This window comes from Desulfovibrio sp. X2 (assembly GCF_000422205.1).
Lineage (GTDB): Bacteria > Desulfobacterota > Desulfovibrionia > Desulfovibrionales > Desulfovibrionaceae > Alkalidesulfovibrio.
In genome coordinates, this window is record NZ_ATHV01000024.1 from 16,120 (window position 1) to 33,313 (window position 17,194).

Annotated in this window: 14 protein-coding genes; 9 read left to right on the top strand and 5 right to left on the bottom strand. The window is 70.0% G+C overall.

Annotation, left to right across the window (positions count from 1 at the left end; translation table 11 throughout):
- The first annotated feature begins 4 nt into the window (after window positions 1-4).
- From DSX2_RS09560 to DSX2_RS09600, 9 genes are all read left to right on the top strand, one after another.
- Window positions 5-979, top strand: coding sequence for a hypothetical protein (locus tag DSX2_RS09560; protein ID WP_035041612.1), 975 nt, complete (start codon window positions 5-7; stop codon window positions 977-979).
- Complete coding sequence (locus DSX2_RS09565; protein ID WP_020880823.1) at window positions 972-2,510, top strand: hypothetical protein; 1,539 nt, start codon at window positions 972-974, stop codon at window positions 2,508-2,510. The genes DSX2_RS09560 and DSX2_RS09565 overlap by 8 nt, the downstream gene beginning before the upstream one ends.
- A gap of 190 nt (window positions 2,511-2,700) precedes the next feature.
- Window positions 2,701-3,630: a choice-of-anchor A family protein gene (locus DSX2_RS17575; RefSeq protein WP_020880824.1), complete on the top strand. Its 930-nt coding sequence runs from the start codon at window positions 2,701-2,703 to the stop codon at window positions 3,628-3,630.
- A 435-nt stretch (window positions 3,631-4,065) separates the two neighbouring features.
- The gene (locus tag DSX2_RS09575; protein ID WP_020880825.1) at window positions 4,066-4,485 is read left to right on the top strand and encodes a hypothetical protein; all 420 of its coding nucleotides are present in this window, start codon (window positions 4,066-4,068) and stop codon (window positions 4,483-4,485) included.
- A 327-nt stretch (window positions 4,486-4,812) separates the two neighbouring features.
- On the top strand, window positions 4,813-5,493 hold the full coding sequence (locus tag DSX2_RS09580; RefSeq protein ID WP_020880826.1) for a CerR family C-terminal domain-containing protein: 681 nt from the start codon (window positions 4,813-4,815) through the stop codon (window positions 5,491-5,493).
- 27 nt (window positions 5,494-5,520) lie between these two features.
- Window positions 5,521-6,717, top strand: coding sequence for an MFS transporter (locus tag DSX2_RS09585; protein WP_020880827.1), 1,197 nt, complete (start codon window positions 5,521-5,523; stop codon window positions 6,715-6,717).
- A 405-nt stretch (window positions 6,718-7,122) separates the two neighbouring features.
- Complete coding sequence (locus DSX2_RS09590; RefSeq protein WP_020880828.1) at window positions 7,123-9,498, top strand: PAS domain S-box protein; 2,376 nt, start codon at window positions 7,123-7,125, stop codon at window positions 9,496-9,498.
- Window positions 9,499-9,844: 346 nt separating this feature from the next.
- Entirely contained in the window at window positions 9,845-10,375 is a 531-nt protein-coding gene (locus tag DSX2_RS09595) for a hypothetical protein (protein WP_020880829.1), read from the top strand.
- Between the two features lie 239 nt (window positions 10,376-10,614).
- Window positions 10,615-12,225, top strand: coding sequence for a peptide chain release factor 3 (locus DSX2_RS09600; RefSeq protein WP_020880830.1), 1,611 nt, complete (start codon window positions 10,615-10,617; stop codon window positions 12,223-12,225).
- A gap of 143 nt (window positions 12,226-12,368) precedes the next feature.
- Here DSX2_RS09600 and DSX2_RS09605 read toward each other — a convergent pair whose 3' ends face one another.
- The 5 genes from DSX2_RS09605 to DSX2_RS09625 form a co-directional block, all read right to left on the bottom strand.
- On the bottom strand, window positions 12,369-12,770 hold the full coding sequence (locus DSX2_RS09605) for a secondary thiamine-phosphate synthase enzyme YjbQ (protein ID WP_020880831.1): 402 nt from the start codon (window positions 12,768-12,770) through the stop codon (window positions 12,369-12,371).
- A complete protein-coding gene (locus tag DSX2_RS09610; RefSeq protein WP_020880832.1) occupies window positions 12,770-13,177 on the bottom strand; it encodes a bacteriohemerythrin in 408 nt (135 codons plus the stop codon). The genes DSX2_RS09605 and DSX2_RS09610 overlap by 1 nt, the downstream gene beginning before the upstream one ends.
- Before the next feature lie 106 nt (window positions 13,178-13,283).
- Window positions 13,284-14,516, bottom strand: a complete 1,233-nt coding sequence (locus tag DSX2_RS09615; protein ID WP_020880833.1) for a bifunctional cobalt-precorrin-7 (C(5))-methyltransferase/cobalt-precorrin-6B (C(15))-methyltransferase — start codon at window positions 14,514-14,516, stop codon at window positions 13,284-13,286.
- Window positions 14,513-15,760, bottom strand: coding sequence for a cobalt-precorrin-5B (C(1))-methyltransferase CbiD (gene cbiD, locus DSX2_RS09620; protein ID WP_020880834.1), 1,248 nt, complete (start codon window positions 15,758-15,760; stop codon window positions 14,513-14,515). The genes DSX2_RS09615 and cbiD overlap by 4 nt, the downstream gene beginning before the upstream one ends.
- Window positions 15,757-17,163, bottom strand: a complete 1,407-nt coding sequence (locus tag DSX2_RS09625; RefSeq protein ID WP_020880835.1) for a cobyrinate a,c-diamide synthase — start codon at window positions 17,161-17,163, stop codon at window positions 15,757-15,759. The genes cbiD and DSX2_RS09625 overlap by 4 nt, the downstream gene beginning before the upstream one ends.
- Window positions 17,164-17,194 lie beyond the last annotated feature (31 nt).

Here is a 17,194-nt window from a genome sequence, read left to right on the forward strand (position 1 = left end):
CGCGATGCTCAGGAAGGTCGTCAAATCCGCCGGGTGGGGGCTCACCCTCCTCGCGTTCTACTACGTCTTCCAGGTCTTTTGCCGCAACGCGGACGCCCTGGCGCGCCACGCCTGGGGCGCGTGGGACGCGGCGGCCGTCCTGGCCGCGGCGCTCGTGGTCGGCGGGGCGTACTTCGTCCTGGCCGTCTCCTGGGCGCGCATGGCGCCGCGCCACGAGGAGCGCCGCCTCTTCTGGACCGTCGTCGCGGCCTACTCCATCACCTCGATATTCAAGTACCTCCCGGGCAACTGCTTCCACTACGTGGGGCGCAACGTCATGGGCAGCCAGGGCGAGGGCGAGCAGGTGGGGCTGGCCTCGGCCACCCTCTTCGAGGTCGTGCTCTCCGGGCTGTGCTCGGTCTTCGTGGCCTCGCTCTGCGCGCTCCTGCCCGGCGCGAACGCGGGCCCGGCCTGGCGCTACGCGCTCCTCCTCGCGGCCGTCCTTCTCGGCATGGCCGTGCTCCTGCGGCTTTCCGGAATGAAGGCGAGGCCGGGCAGGGGCAGGCTCGTCTCCCTCGCCCTGCGCCTGGCCGAGGTCCCCCCGGGCATCGCCGCGCCCCTGGGGCTGACGCTCCTGGCCTACGGCCTCATGGCCGGGGCGGCAGTGGGCGTCTGGAACGCCTTCTCCGCGGTCCCCGTGGCCTGGCCGCAGATCGCCTCGGCCTACGTCTTCAGCTGGCTGGTGGGCTACGTCGTGCCCGGGGCGCCGGGGGGGCTCGGCGTGCGCGAGGCCTATCTCGTGCTCACGCTCTCGCCGTACGCGACCGAGCCCGCGGCCGTGCTCTTCGCGCTGGTCATGCGGGTGGTGGTCACGCTGGCGGACCTCGTCCTGCTGGCGGCCGGAAAGGTCATCCAGGGCCGCTTCCCCCGCCGCGCGGCGCCCCTGCTGCAGGAGGCGCGGGTGCGCTGCGGCACGGGACAGGAGGGCGGGGGTGTCTGAGGGAGACAAGGTCTTCGCCAACGAGGCGGCGGGCGCCCGGCTCCTCGCCGCGATCAGCCTGCTCGGGCTTTTCTTCGGCGCCTTCCTGATCACGGACGGGACGTTCGACTTCTTCGGCGTCAGCCGCTTCGGCTTCGCCTACAACCACTACCTCCTGAGCATCCTCCACGGACGGCTGGACATCCCGCCCGAGGTCCTCGGCCGCGAGGCCTTCTACGACGCGGCCGGGCGTGCCTATGCCTACTACGGCGTCTTTCCGGCCTTCCTGCGCCTGCCCTTCCTGCCCTTTCTCGACCTGACCGCGGTCTGCGTGTCGCGCGCAGTGGTCTTCGCCTGCGTCGCGGCCACGGGCCTGCTCGCCCAGTCCCTGGTCCGGCGCACGGTGCGCGCCGCCACGGCCGGGAATCGCCTGGACCTGGGCCTTTTGGCCTCGGGCAGCGTCCTCGTCTGGTTCGCCTCGCCCGTGACCTTCCTCTTCGGCAACGCCTCCATCTATCACGAGACCGTGGTCACGGGCCTTCTGGGCGTGGTCGTCTTCGCCTGGCTGGTCCTCGACGACCTGCTGGTGAAGGGCCGCCCACGCCCAGCAAGTCCGGTCCTCCTGGCCGTGATCGCGGGCGTGGTCCTGCACTGCCGCCCCACCCTGGCCATAGGCCTCTACGTCTGCGTCGGCGCCTTCTGCCTGCTGAACGCCCTGGACACCTACGCTGCCGAGCGCGGGCAGGGCAGGGGAGCGGCCGCGAGCGCCGCGCGGGCCCTGCTTTCGCCGCGCGGCGTGCTCCTGCCCATGCTGGTCCTCTTCGCCTTCGGCTGCGTGGTCCTGTTCATGAACTGGGTCCGCTGGGGGAACATGTTCACCAGCGCACCCATGGAACGCTACGGCTACTATCTGGGCGGCGAGACGAGCACAGGGCGCATGCAGAACTTCCTGCAGCAGGGCCGCTTCAATATCCGCCGCATCCTCCCCTCGATCTTCTTCAACCTCTTCGGCATCGATCCCACCTTCTGCTACACCGACTACTTCTTCGGCATCGGTCAAGCCTTCTGCAATACCGTCTACGCCAAGACCATGCAGTTCTTCGGCACCGGCACCATGCGCGTGGAGGACAACTTCTCCCTGCTGCTCCTCTGGGGGCCTTGGCTCGTCGTCGCGGCCTGGGTCCTTCTCTCCCGGGCGCCTTCCTGCCTCGAGGGCAGGGCCAGGACCACGCTGCGCGTGCTCGTCCTCTCCCTGTGCGTCTCGTGCGTGCTCATGCTCTCCTATCCCACCGTCACCATGCGCTACAAAGCCGAGTACTGGACGCCGCTCTTCGTCGCCTTCTGCCTCTTCGCCTGCGCCGCGGCCCGGGGCGCGGCACGGTTCTGGACCCGGCCGCTCCCGCGCCGGCTCTTCTTCGTCCTCGTGGCCGTGGCCGTGGCCTGCAACCTCGCCTTCGCCGTCAGGTACCGCCTGTCCTGGGTCTCCCTGAGCAGCGACACGAGCCACTTCCGCGCCCTCCTCGCCGCCTGGGCCTCCTGGCGCTTGCACTGAACCGTCTTCCTCGTCCCCTTCCTCCCCGGAACCCTCGGCCGTCGCGCCGCGGACTGTCGGACCGCTTTACAGTCAGCCTTCATTGTTTTTTCCCCATGGTCCTGTTTTTGCGGACGATCCGGCCGAGGCACGCTTTGTGCTTCTCCCGCACGAACGCGCGCGGCAACGAAGCCGCGCTGAGGGGGAGATCATGCGCAAGTTCATCTGTTCGTTCGTCTGCTCGTTCGTCCTGCTCGTCGCCGGACTGCTGGCCGCCGCCTCTGCCCAGGCCACCACGCTGACCGCCGTCGACCTGCTGCACGACTTCAACGCCGTCATCTTCCACGACGCGTCCACCACGGCCGACATCGAGGGCGCGTCCATCATCGGCGGCAGCTTCTCGGGCGCCACGGTGTACGGCACCCCGAAGGGCGTTCTCCTGCCCGCCTCGTTCAACGCGCTGAACGTCTACGGCGACAACGACGGGGGCCCGGTGAACCTGAACAACGGCGGCAGCGCCTACGTGGGCGGCGCCAGGAACGCCGTCGTCAACTTCAACGGCGGCGGCGGGTACGCGGCCGCGGCCCCGTCCATGAGCCTCAGCGAGATACAGACGGAGCTGACGAACTATTCCCTGTATCTCTCCACGCTCGCGGCCAACAGCACCCTGCCGACCCCGGACAACAACGAGGTCATCACCGCCACGCCGGACGCGAGCGGCATCGCCGTGTTCGACGTCAGCGTGGGCGACCTGGGTCTTATCCCGAGCTACGGCATCAACCTGAACGGCGCCACGACCGTGGTCTTCAACGTCTCGGGCTCGGTCCTCGACTTCACCGCCAACTACCAGGGCAACGACTCCATCTTCGGCAACGTCATCTGGAACTTCTACCAGGCCACGGACCTGACCTTCGAGACGCTCATCGGCGGCACGGTGCTCGCGCCTTACGCCACGGTGACCAACAGGAACCAGATCGACGGCGCCCTGGTGGCCGACTCCTGGAACGGCCAGGGCGAGCTGCACGAGTATCCCTTCGACGGCCCCCCGCCGCCCACGGCCACGCCGGAACCCGCCACCATGGTCCTCTCGGCCGCGGGCCTCGCGCTCCTCGGCCTTGTGCGCCGCCGCGCCGCGCGCTGACGCGGGCGGGGAGGGCAGGGGGCCGGCCCCCCTGGTCCATAGGCAGGCGGGATGGGGTGGACGGTTCCTATCGTCGGCATCAATGATATGGACTGAAAGCGTCAGGTTTTCCGACAGCGACGTGTCGGAAAACCTGCACGCCGTCGCTCTCGGGAAAGGCGGGGGGGCGCCTCGGCAATCCTCCCGGCACCGCGCAGGCGAAAAAAAGCACACCGGAAAGCTTTCTGGCCGCGTCCAGGGGTTGATGTTTCCCGGCGTTTTCTGGTCTACTCTGACGCTTTCGTAAGTTTTCCGGCCAAGGGCACGACGGGAAGAGGTCCGCGCGCCTTCCATCGGGGAGGGCGCTCCCGGACGTGCCTTTGGGCGCGCACCGCAGCTCCGGAAAAAATGCCAGAATCGCGTCCCGCCCCGGCGGCTGCGCCGACAGGAGCCGACATGCACCTGACCAGCAATGCGGTGGACCGCTGCCGATCCCGCCTTTGCGACATGACCGAATCCTGCGGGCGGCTTTGCGCCGTCACCGCACGCACCGTTCACGCCTCCCGTTTCCTGCTCCATGCGATGGGCAAGTCGCGGCGCTTCCTGCTGGTGCACTTCAGGAAGGGCTACGTGCGCGAGCAGCTCCATGTCCGCGAGGGAGGCTGCCGCCAGTGCGGCACCTGCTGCAACCTCCTCGTCACCTGCCCCATGCTGACCACGCAGAGGACGTGCCTGGCCTACGGCACCTGCCGCCCCCAGGCGTGCAAGGTCTTTCCCATCGACCAGCGCGACATCGACGAGGTGACGGCCTGCGGCGGCCGCTGCGGCTACAATTTCGGCACTCCGCCGTCCCCGCCGCTGCGCGACGAGGCCTAAGCCACGGCCCGACCCGCGGCCCGACCCACGGCCCGACCCGCGGCCCGACCCGCGGCCCGACCCGCGGCCTGATCCGAGACCTGCCCCCCGCCCGTCCTTCCCGGTTCGCGGCCTGTCCGGGCATCGCGCCGAACACCCCTCATCCCCGAAGGTCGATGGATGAAAAACATTGCCGTGCAAGGATTCCAAGACCTTCACCAAGTTTTTTAATCAAACGATTGATATTTTCCAGGGCCGGGCGTAGGTATCCGTCGCGCGTCGGGCGCGGCCTCCCGGACCAGGGGCCGGGGCGTTCCCGCGCGACATCTTCCAGGAGAGGAGGCGGGCATGAGCGCGGCGAACGGCACGGAAAAGACCACGGACACCAGGCTGACCAAGGGGCTGCGCACCAGGAACAGGCTTCTCGAGGAGGCCCTGCGTCTCTTCGCGCTCAGGGGGCCGGACGCCGTCGGCATCCGCGAGGTGGCCGCGGCGGCCAAGGCCAACCCCGCCTCCATCGCCTTTCATTTCGGCGGTAAGGAAGGGCTCTACGCCGCGGTCGTGGAGCGCATGGTCGAGGAGCTCTCGCGCGTGCACCGCGCCGCCCTGGACGAGGCCACGGCAGCGAGCGACGCCGCGGGCGAGGACGCCCCGGCCCGCGTGCGCCGCCTCGTGGCCGGGCTCACCTCCGGCTACCTCACCTCGAAGCGCTCGCAGTGGATGACGCTCCTCTTGCAGCGCGAGTTCATCTCGCCCACCGCGGCCTTCGAGAAGATCTACGCGGGCGCCCTGGCCCCCACGCTCGAGGTCCTCTCGCGCCTCGCGGGCGAGACCACGGGCCGCGCCCGAGGCGCCCAGGAGAGCAAGATCCTGGCCTTCTCCCTGTTCATCATGGGCAGCGCCTTTTCGCGCAACAGGAACACCTTCCTCCGCTTCTCGGGCAAGGACGCCTACGCCGCCGAGGACGTGGAGCTCATCAGCCGCACCGTGGCCGAGTTCGCGGCCTCGGGCCTTTCCAGCCACCTCTAGAAACGACTCCCCCCGCGGGACCAAGCCATGCAAAAACGCACCGGGCTCTTCAGCCTCGAATTCATCTGCATCTGCCTCCTGATCTTCCTGGCCTACTGCAACCTCACGGTCTTCTACACCCTCTACCTCTACCTGGAGCAGATCGGCATCGCCCCGGGCTGGCGCGGCTTCCTCATCGGCAGCTCCTCGCTGTCCACCATCGCCTTCTTCCTCTTCGCCAGCCCCTACATGGAGGCGCGCAACGCCCCCAGATGGGCCGTGGTCGGCGCGCTGCTGCTCGTGGTCTGCGGCTGGTCCTACATGTACGCGCACAGCGTGGCGGCCATCCTCTCCGTGCGCCTGCTGAACGGCGCGGCCATCTACCTGCTCTCCGCCTCGTGCATGACGCTCCTGGTGGAGAACATCCCGCCCGAGCGCAGCGGCCAGGCCTTCAGCTTCTACTCCGTGGCCCTGCTGCTGCCCTATTCCATCGTGCCCATGGCCTTCGACGCCGCGGTGCCCCACCTGCCCTCCGTGGCCGTGGGCTACCGGGACATGTCCCTGTTCCTGCTCCCCGGGCTGCTCATGATCCACGTCATCAGCCGGGGCCGCAGGCGCGCGGGCCCGCCCGCGGCCCCGGCCGGGATCTCCTTCGGCGAGATGTGGCGCAACGCCTCGGAGCCGCGCATCCTCGTGCTCCTGATCCTGAACTCGCTCTACATCGTCACCTTCTCCTCCCTCTTCTTCATGGCCCAGGGGCTCTTCCGCTCGCGCGGCTTCAGCGGCGTGGGCTACTACTTCACCATCCAGATGGTCTGCATGATGGCCATCCGGCTGTGCGGCAACAACCTCTTCGACAGCGTGCCCAAGGTGCGCCTCATCCGCACGAGCTTCGTCCTCTCGGCCGCGAGCTTCCTCCTGGCCTCCCATTCCTACGGCCTCACCGGGCTCTACGCCTCGTCCCTGATCATGGGCGTGGGCATGGGGCTCATCTCGCCCGCGCTCTACGGCCTCATGTTCACCATCGCCGAGCCGCGCTACAAGGCCGTGGACTCCAACCTCATGCAGCTCTCCCTGCAGATCGGCAACTTCACCGGCCCTCTGATCGGCGCCTGGCTCATGCAGCGCACGGGCTACGAGGGGCTCCTCGCGGGCGACGCGGGGCTCTGCCTCGCCGGTGTCGCCCTCTGCTTCCTGCTCACCAGCCGCCGCGTGGACCGCGACGGCCTGGCCGCCCGCGCCTGAGCCCGGCCCCGCCGAAGGGCGGGGCGGAACAGGCCGCCCGCGCCGCGGTCCGGCTCCCGGTGGCGAAAAATACCGGGTTTCCTCCATTTCCAGCGGCCGAAAAGGTCGGCATACGAAACGGTCCCGCGCGGACGGTCCTGTGCGGAAGGTTCCGCGCGGACGACCCCTCGGCGAAGGCCGGAGGCACGGCCGGGAATCAGTCCCGTTCCCCGCGCACAGGGGCGTGCGCCGTGCGCGGCCCGGGTAAGAAATTGACCTGTTGACTGAATATGCATATTCAGGACTTGATTTCCGGATGAGGTCCGGGAGCGGCCGCGGGGGCCGTGCCGGAGGACGGGGAGCGGTGATGGCCGGGAGGACGGACCCCGTCGTCTGCATGGACGCAGAGAACTTCATGGGAGAGTCATGCCCGCCGTCACGGACAGCGCCACGCCCATGAGGCCGACTTACGGGGCCTGGAGCCGCGGCCGCCGCGCGCGCTTCCTGCTCGTCGCGGCTGTCGGCTACTTCGTCGCCAACAAGATCGCCCTGTTCTTTCCCGACGCCGAGTCCATCCTGACCGCGGTCTGGCCCGCGGCGGGCGTCGGCCTGGCCTCCCTCCTGCTGGCTCCTCGCCGCCTGTGGCCCGCCGTCCTGGCCGCCGTCTTCCTGGCGGGCAACGCGGCCAACCTGCTCTCCGGCCGTCCCCTGGCCAACAGCCTCGGGTTCATGACGGCCAACGTCCTCGAATCCCTGCTCGGCGCATGGCTGATGCGGCTTTGGTGCGGCAGGGACATCCGCTTCAACCGCGTGAAGGACGTCGGCGCGCTGATCGCCGTCTCGGTCCTGGCCAACGCGGCCACGGCCTGCGTCGGGGCGGGCACGGCCGCCCTGGCGGGCGTGGCCTCCTTCTGGAGCTTGTGGGCCACCTGGTGGGTCGCGGACGGGCTGGGCATGCTCCTGGTCACGCCGCTCGTCGTGGGCTGGGCGGAGACGGCGCGCGCGGGCCTGGCCCGGAAGCCGGGCAGGGCGGCGGAGCACGCCGTGTTCCTCCTGCTCTGGTGCGCCGCCGCCTGGTGGACCTTCCAGCCCCATGCGGCCATCGCCTTTCTCGCCCCCAAGCCCTACGTGCTCGCGGCGCTCATCCTCTGGCCCGCCTTGCGCATGGGCCACCGCTCGGTGGCCTTCGCCCTGGCCGTGCTCACCTGCCTCGCCGTGCTCAGCCCGGCCGTGCAGTCCGGCCCCCTGCTCTGGGGCGGCGAGACCCCGTACGAGAGGATCCTGCATCTGCAGGTCTTCCTGGGCGTCATCGCCGCCACCTCCCTGCTGCTCACGGCCGCCGTGGCGGAGCGCACGACGGCGGAGCGCGCCCTGCGCGAGAAGCAGGCCCTGCTGGCCGCCATCGTGGAAGGCACGCCGGACGCCGTCTTCGCCACGGACACCGAAGGGCGGCACATCCTGGTCAACAGCGCGGGCGCGGCCCTCTTCGGCAGGACCCCGGACGAGGTCCTGGGGCGCGACATCGCCGAACTCTTCCCGCCCGACGTGGCGCCGAGGATCAGGGAACTGACCCGGGCGGCGGTTCGCGCGGCCGGGCCCGGCACCAGGGAGGAATCCATACCCGTGGCCGAGGGGCTGGAGCGTTCGTTCATCGTCACCCGGGGACCTCTTTCCGACGCGGACGGCGAGCCCATCGGCATGTTCGGCATCGCCCGCGACGTGACCGAGATGCGCGCCACCCAGGAAGCCCTGCAGGAGAGCGAGAGGCGCTTCCGCCACGCCTTCGAGCAGGCCGGGGTCGGCATGTTCCACGGCGACGCGCAGGGAAACTTCCTGCTCGCCAACCGCACGTTCGCCGAGATCACCGGCTACTCCGCGGACGAGTTGACCCGCATGACCTATCGCGACCTCAGCCACCCGGAGGACGCGGCGAAGGATGTCGCCGCAGTGGAGGCGCTGGTGTCCGGCAAATGCGCCCTGCTGCACGGCCAAAAGCGCTACGTCCGCAAGGACGGCTCCGAGGTCTGGGTCAACCGCACCGCCGCCTCGGTCTACGACGAATTCGGCCGCCTCAAGGGCGTCATGGGCGTTGTGGAAGACATCACGGAGCGCAGGCGGCTCGAGGAGCTCAGGGCCCAGGTCGAGCGCACCATGCGTCACGACCTGCGCACTCCGGCGGGCAACGCCCTGGCCCTGGCAGGGCTCCTGCGCCAGGAGAACGGCCTGGACGAAGGACAGAAACGGATGCTTGCGCTCCTCGAGCAGGCGGGCCGGGACATGCTGGACACGCTGGACGGCTCGCTCGAGATCTACAAGATCGAGACCGGGCAATACGCCTGCGAGCCCGAGATCTTCGACTGCCTGGCCCTCGTCCGCGGCATGGCGGAGGCCATGGTCCGCACCGAGCGCTTCCCGCGCGTGAAGCTGGACATCCGGCTCGACGGCGCCGTGCCGGACGCCTCTGCCCGCTGCCTCTGCCTGGGGCACCCCAACCTCGCCCGCCTCGCCCTGCAGAACCTCCTGGTCAACGCCATGGAGGCCTCGCCCAAGGGGGGCACGGTGCACGTCTCCCTCGCCTGCGGAGAGGACTGCCGCGTGGAGATCAGGAACGCGGGCGCCGTGCCCGCCGCGATCCGCGACAGGTTCTTCGACAAGTACGCGACCTCCGGCAAGACCTCGGGCACGGGCATCGGCACCTACTCCGCCCGGCTGATGGTCAGGGCCCAGAAGGGCGACGTGACCATGCGGACCTCGGACGGGCAGGACGAGACAGTGGTCGCCGTGCATCTGCCGCGGTGCTGAAGACGCGTCGCCCGCCTGCATCGCCCCTGTTCGCCGAAGTCATCGCCGCGTCTTTTTCCGAAATTTTCCGGACTGGTCCGCCGTGCGGCCGCAAAGACACGGCGGGCGCGCGTTGTCGCGCCGCGGCGATGCCGCGGTGAGAACGAAATGGGTCAAAAAAACCCATTTTTTGTTTTGCATGACCTTGACTTAGATGAGTTGTCGCGGATAGTAGCGCACAATCGGATAAGGAAAGTGTGTTCATTTGCAGAAACCCTGCGGTCGGCAAGGGAGGTCTTTTCTACTGCAACGGAGGAGGTACAGGGGGACTGGTTAGACAATAAAGAAGCCTCAAGGAGAGGTCTTTATGACGACTGCGCTCTTGATACTGATTTCCGTGATGTGGATTCCCGTCGCCATGCTCAATCTGGGCAAGGGAGAGGCCAAGGGGACCGGGGCCGCCACCGGGTTCGTCGGAATCCTGGTGGTCCTCGGCGCCCTCCTCCAGGCCGCGGTGTTCAGGGATCCCTTCGTGGCGGGGCTGCTCTTCGCCCACGGCGTGCTGTACTGCTGCGTCTCCTACGCCCTGCTCGCCGGACTCGAGGACCTGCGCTCCGTGGGGAACGTGAGCCTCACCGTGGCCTTCATCTCCGCCATCTACTGCCTGCTCTTCTACTTCGGCAGCCCCGTGCAGCCGGACGGCGCCCAGATGATCCATCCGAGCCTCTACCTGGCCATGGCCTGCCTGGGCTACACCATCCTCACCTTCGAGGTCTTCCTCGCCTTCCACGGCAAGCTCGGCGGGGGAACCGTGGCCTGGTCGCTGCTCACCTGGGTGCCCATCGGCCTGTGGGTCCCCTCGTTCTGGCTCATGAGCACCGGCACCCTGCCGTTCTGACGCACGGCGGGCACCCGAATACGTCCAACGGGCGGCCGGAGCATGCTCCGGCCGCCTTTTTCCGGTCCGCGAAGAGACGGCCCTCCCCGCACCGGGCCGAGGTTGACCGCGCGGCCCGAGTTCTGTACGTCTGCACCGCCCCCGTCCGCCATGCGGCCCTGCGGGGCGAAACCACGAAACATGCCCGGCGGTTCCCAGGCATCAGGCCCGGAATCTCCCGGCATTCCCAGAGAAACGCGATGTCAGACAAAGCTTTTGCGGCCACGCTCAGGCGCGAGGTCGAGCGCCGCCGCACCTTCGGCATCATCAGCCACCCGGACGCGGGCAAGACCACGCTGACGGAGAAGCTCCTGCTCTTCGGCGGGGTGATCCACCTCGCGGGCGCGGTCAAGGCCAAGAAGGCCGCGCGTCACGCCACGTCGGACTGGATGGCCATCGAGAAGGAGCGCGGCATCTCCGTGACCTCCTCGGTGATGCAGTTCGAGTACGACGGCTACGAGGTCAACCTGCTGGACACCCCGGGCCACCAGGACTTTTCCGAGGACACCTACCGCGTGCTCACGGCCGTGGACTCGGCGCTCATGGTCATCGACTCGGTCAAGGGCGTGGAGACGCAGACCAAGAAGCTCATGGACGTGTGCCGCATGCGCGACACGCCGATCATGACCTTCGTGAACAAGCTCGACCGCGACGGCCGCACGCCCTTCGAGCTCCTGGACGACATCGAGCAGAACCTGGGCATCGAGTGCGCGCCCATGACCTGGCCCATCGGCATGGGCAAGCTCTTCCAGGGCGTGTACGACCTGCGCCGGGGCATGATCCGGTTCTTCGAGAGCGAGGGCAAGGGATCGCGGCCGCGCGAGGCCGAGGTGGTCAAGGGGCTCGACGACCCGAAGCTCGACAGGCTCATCGGCGAGTCCGCGGCCGCGGAGCTGCGCGCCGAGCTCGAGCTGCTCGAGGGCGCGGGCTATCCCTTCGACCACGAGCGCTACCTGGCGGGCAAGCAGACGCCGGTCTTCTTCGGCAGCGCGGTGAACAACTTCGGCGTGCGCGAGCTGCTGGAGGCCTTCCTGCAGTATGCCCCGGCGCCCAGGCCGCGCGCGGCCGAGAGCCGCGAGGTCCTGCCCACGGAGGAGCAGTTCTCCGGCGTGATCTTCAAGATCCAGGCGAACATGGACCCGGCGCACCGCGACCGCGTGGCGTTTCTGCGCGTCAACTCCGGCCGCTTCAGCCGCGGCATGAAGGCCAGGCACCAGCGCACGGGCAAGGACATGCTCCTGCACAACGCCATCATCTTCATGGCCCAGGACCGCTCCGGCGTGGAGGAGGCCTGGCCCGGCGACATCATCGGCATCCCGAACCACGGCACGCTGCGCATCGGCGACACGCTGTGCGAGGGCAAGGAGCCGCTGCGCTACCTCGGCATCCCGCACTTCGCGCCGGAGCACTTCCGCCGCGTGGTGCTGAAGAACCCCTTCAAGGCCAAGCAGCTGGACAAGGGGCTCGAGCAGCTGACCGAGGAGGGCGCCATCCAGTTCTTCCGCCCCGCCATGGGCCGCGACCAGATCCTCGGCGCCGTGGGCGCGCTGCAGTTCGACGTCATCGCCGCGCGCCTGGCCGCGGAGTACGACGTGCAGATCCTGACCGAGCCCATGGGCATCGCGGCCGTGCGCTGGCTGGCCGGCGACGACGCCATCGTGCTCGAGCGGCTCAAGCGCGACAACCAGAGCGCCATGGTCACGGACTCGGACGGCCACCTGGCCATGACCTTCGCCAGCGAATGGCGGCTGGAAAAGGCCCAGGAGGACTACCCCGAGGTCCGCTTCCTGACCACGCGCGAGTGCGTCTGATCCTCATCCCTTCCTGATTCATTCCGGCCGGATAGATGTCCGGCCCGAAACGCGCGACGTCCCGGGCGATGCTCCTCGAGCATCGTCCGGGACGTCGCGCGTCCGCCCGGCCGCACGGCGCGGGCAGGGAAAATGACGGCCTCCTATGCCCCGCCGGGCAGGAACTGCAGCCAGACGTTGCGGGAGCGGGGGCCGTCGAATTCGCAGAAGTAGACGTGCTGCCAGGTGCCGAGCTTCACTTCGCCGTCGGCCACGACGACGAGCTGGCCGCAGCCGGTGAGGCTCGACTTGACGTGGGCGTCGGAGTTGCCCTCCGAGTGGCGGTAGTCGCCCTCGAGGGGCACCAGGCGGCGCAGGGTGGTCAGGATGTCGCGCTGCACGTCCGGGTCGGCGCCCTCGTTCACGGTGATGGCCGCCGTGGTGTGGGGGCAGTAGACGAGGAGCGCTCCGTCGCGCCAGTCGTTGTCGCGCACCGCGCGACGCACCTCGGAGGTGATGTCGACCATTTCCTCGTGCCGTTCGGTGGTGACGCGCAAGGTCTGCATCAGGCTTTTCCCTTCTCCTTGAGGAAGGCGGCCAGGCGCATGTCCGTGCCCCGGATGTGGCCGAGCCACCAGTCCGTCAGATAGTCCAAGACCTCGGTGGAAAGCTCTTCCTCGCCCTTGGTGGTATCCACGAGGAAGCCGATGGTCTTCTCCATGAACACGCGGTGCTGGGCCACGTGGACGTCGCGCTCGGGGTAGCCGTTCTCGGCCATGAGCTTCTCCTCGGTCCCGAAGTGGTAGCAGGCGTAGTCCGAGAGCTCTCCGATGATGCGCGTGATGATCTCCTTGGCGCGTCCGGCGGCGTAGGACTGGTAGAGTTCGTTGATGAGCCCCGTGAGCTTCTCGTGCTGCTCGTCGATGTCGGCGACGCCGATGTTCAGGCTCGGGTTCCAGCAGATCTCCGGCATGTTCTCCTCCTCGAATAAGGACAGTCTTCTTGGTAGCAGCGGCGCCGCGGCATGGCAATGCCGCGGCGCCGGAAAAGGGGCTTTGCGGGGGCGCGGGGCCGGACGCTTACGCCGGTCGCGTGGCGCTGATGACGAAGACGGGGTTCTGGCCCCGAAGGCGCGTGCCCGGTCCCAGGATCTCGGACTGGCTGACCTGGACCTGCTGGATGGAGGTGGGCCAGGAGAGCGAGGCGAAGACGCTCTGGGCGCGGGAGAGCGAGTCCAGGAGCACGGCGTGGGCGGTGATGCGTCCGCCGGGCTTCAGGCGCCTGCAGCAGGCGCGCAGGACTTCCTCGCCCTGGGAGCCGCCGCCGCCGATGCCGCCGCCGAGCCCCCCGCCCACGAAGATGCGGTCGGGATCGGGCAGGCCCGCGAGGCAGTCCGGGGCCTCTCCGGCAACGGCGAGCACGGACCAGGCGCCGGTGCGGCGCAGGTTCTCGCGCAGCATCTCCATGCGCCTCTCGTCGCGCTCCACGGCCACGACCTCGCCGTCGCTGGCCAGCACCGCGGCTTCGATGGACACGGCGCCGCAGCCCGCGCCCACGTCCCAGACCACGTCCTCGGGCTCGATGGCCAGCGAGGCGAGGCCCACGGCGCGCACGGGCCACTTGGTGATCATGTCGCCCTCGTGGGCCAGGTCCTCGTCCGGGATGCCCAGGCGAAGCGGCAGGGGCGCCTTGCGGCGGCGCTCGAGCACGGCCATGTTCAGGGGCGAGAAGCGCTCCTGCACGGCGTGCTCGAGGGAGTAGAGGCCGATGCGCTCGGTGGGCGACTCCAGGTCCTCGAAGACCCACATGCCGTAGTCCGTGGCGCCGCGCTCGAGCAGGGAGCGGGCGATGGTGCCGGGCGTGTGCTCGTCGTCGGTGAACACGGCCACGCGCTCGTACCAGGTGAGGGCCGCGAAGAGCGGGGCCTGGTCGTCGCGGCCGTGCATGGAGACCACGCGGATGTCCTGCCAGGGCAGGCCCATGCGCGCGGCCGCGGTCTGCAGCGTGGTCACGCCGGGATGGATGCGCACGCTCTCGGCGCCCAGCGTCTCGATCAGGGTGCGGCCGATGCCGTAGAAGAGCGGATCGCCGTCCGCGAGCACGACCACGCGCCTGCCCTCGTCGGAGCGGGCGCGGATGGCGTCGATGACCTTGCCGAGGGGCGCGGTGATGGCGATGCGCTCGCCCCCGGCGTCCGGGAAGGCGGCGAGCTGCCGCTTGCCGCCGACGATGACGTCGGCGTCCGCGATGGCCAGGCAGGTGGCGCCGCAGAGAAGTTCGGGGTTCAGGCCGATGCCCACGACCTCGATCATGGTCTGTCCTCCTCGCTGGAAGCGTCGTTCAGGCGGGTCCCGTCGTAGTCCAAGAGGACGCAGCGCGCAAGCATTGTGCGACCGTCCCGGGCGGAAAAGCCCGATTCGGGAGAAACTGAAAAGCCCGATTGGGGGGAATACGGCGCGTCTGTTTGGGGGGAAGCGGCGAAACCGGCCGCGGCGCGGGCGGCCAGGCGGCAGAGCTCGTGCAGCAGGCCGGGCAGGGCAGGGGAGGGGCGCAGGATCTCCAGGGCGTGGCGGGCCGTGGCGCAGGCGGGAAGCTGTGCCGCCAGGGGCTCGGCCACGCCCGCGGCCCGGGCCCGGCGCGCCAGGAAGTCGAGGTCCAGGGCGGCGCTGTGGGCGTGGGTGTTGGGCAGGGCCTGGGCCTGCTTGACCAGCTTGCCGAAGAAGACGCCCCAGACCATCCGCGCAAAGCCGCGGCTTGCGGCCTCCCGGCAGGCGAAGGCGAAGAAGTCCGCGGCCTGGACGATGGAGTGCTCCGGCATGTCCGGCAGGCCGAGGGCCGGAAGGTTTTCGCGCAGGAAGCGCTCGCTGCGTCCGCCCGTGCACAGGGCGATGGTGGTCGCGCCCAGGGCCTTGGCCACGTCCATGGCCTGGGCCACGGAGGCGGTCCAGGCCTCGTGGCTGAAGGGCCGCACCGTGCCGCGCGTGCCCAGGATGGAGATGCCGCCCAGGATGCCGAGGCGCGCGTTCATGGTCTTCTCGGCGATGCGCTCGCCCTCGGGCACCTCGATGAGCACGTCCGCGCCCGCAGCGCCTTGCGCCTGGGCCAGGGCCTCGGCCACGGCGGCCGCGATCTGGCCGCGCGGCGCAGGGTTGATGGCCGCCTCGCCCACGGCCACGGGCAGCCCGGGCAGGGTGGCCCGGCCCACGCCGCGCCCGCCGTCCACGCTGACGCCGGGAACGTCCGAGAGGCGCACCAGGGCCTCTATGCGGGCCATGTGCGTGGCGTCCGGGTCGTCGCCGCCGTCCTTTATCACCAGGCCGCGCACGGCCTCGTCCTCTCCCCAGCCCTCGCGGGTCGCGCGCTCCACGGGCACGTCGAGCCGAGCGCCCGTGGGCAGGGGGGTGTCCACGAGAAGCGGCGTGTCCGCCGCGTCTCCCGGCTCCCGCGCTCCTGGCCGCAGGAGCCCGAGCAGGGCAAGGGTCGCGGCCTTGGCCGCCGCGGCCGCCGCGGTCCCGGTGGTGAAGCCCTCGCGCAGGGCCTGGCCCTTGCGGCTCATGGCTCGGCGGTCTGGGCTGCGGCGGCTCCCGCCCGGCCCGCGGCGCAGGCATCCGCGAAGTGGCGGGCCAGCAGCGGGTTGGAGCCGAAATGCAGGTGGATGTAGGAGGCCGCGACGGTGTGCGCGGCAAAGCCGTCCGGGCGCTCGCGCGGCCCCTTGCGGTCCTCCACGGCGTAGAGCCCGGCCTGCGCGTAGGCCTCGTCCGGGATGGAGGAGTAGTGGAACTCGTGGCCCCGGGCCAGGGTCCCGGCCGGGCCCAGGAGCGAGTCCGCCGCGGTCGTCACCTGGCGGTAGCCGAGCCCCGCGAAGCGCTCGTTCATGCGCGCGGCGAAGGGGAAGACCCCGGCCATGCGGCAGGTGAGGCCGTTCACGTCCACCATGGAGTCCATGAGGTACATGAAGCCGCCGCATTCCGCGTAGACCGGGCGGTCGTCCTCGCAAAAGCGCCTGATCTCGCGCCTGAGCCCCGCGTTGTTCGAGAGGTCGTAGGCGTAGAGCTCCGGGTAGCCGCCGCCGAGGTAGAGGCCGTCCGCGCCCTCGGGCAGCCGCTTGTCCGCGATGGGCGAGAAGGGCAGCAGCTCGGCCCCGGCCGCCTCCAGCAGGCGCAGGTTCTCGTGGTAGTAGAAGCGGAAGGCCGCGTCGCGGGCCACGGCGATGCGCGCGCGGGGCGCCGCGGGCCGGGCTGCGTCCCGCACCGGGGCGGCGGGCGAGACGTCGGGGAGCCGTTCGAGCAGCGCGTCCAGGTCCAGCGAGCGCTCCACCCAGTCGGCCAGCCGCCCGCGCACCGCGTCCTCGGCCCCCTCTGCGCCGTGGTCCGCGCCGGGCAGCACCAGCCCCAGATGGCGCGCGGGCAGGGCCAGCCCCTCCTCGCGCGGCAGCAGGCCGAGCAGCGGCGCGGGCAGGTCGGCGCAGGCCTCGCGCAGGAGCTCGGCGTGGTTGTGCGAGGCCACGCGGTTCAGGACCACGCCCACGAAGGGCAGGGCGGGGTCGAAGGCGAGGTAGCCGCCGACCATGGCCGCGGCCGAGCGGGCCATGGACGAGGCGTCCGCCGCGAGCAGCACGGGCAGGCCGAGCCACTTGGCCACCTGGGCCGAGGAGCCCGCCTCGTCGCGGCCCGAGAAGCCGTCGAAGAGGCCCATCACGCCCTCGACCACGGCCACGTCCGCGTCCTGCGCGTGGCGGGCGAAGATCTCCTCCACGCCCGAGCGGCCGCACATCCAGCCGTCCAGGTTGTGGGAGGCGCGGCCGCAGGCGCGCTCGTGGTGCGCGGGGTCGATGAAGTCCGGCCCGCACTTGAAGGGCGCCACGCGCAGGCCCCGGCGCCCGAGCGCGGCCATGAGGCCGAGCGCCAGGCTCGTCTTGCCGCAGCCGCTGCGGGTCCCGGCGACCACGAGTCCCTTCATGGCAGTCCCTTCATGCGGCGCAGGATAGGCC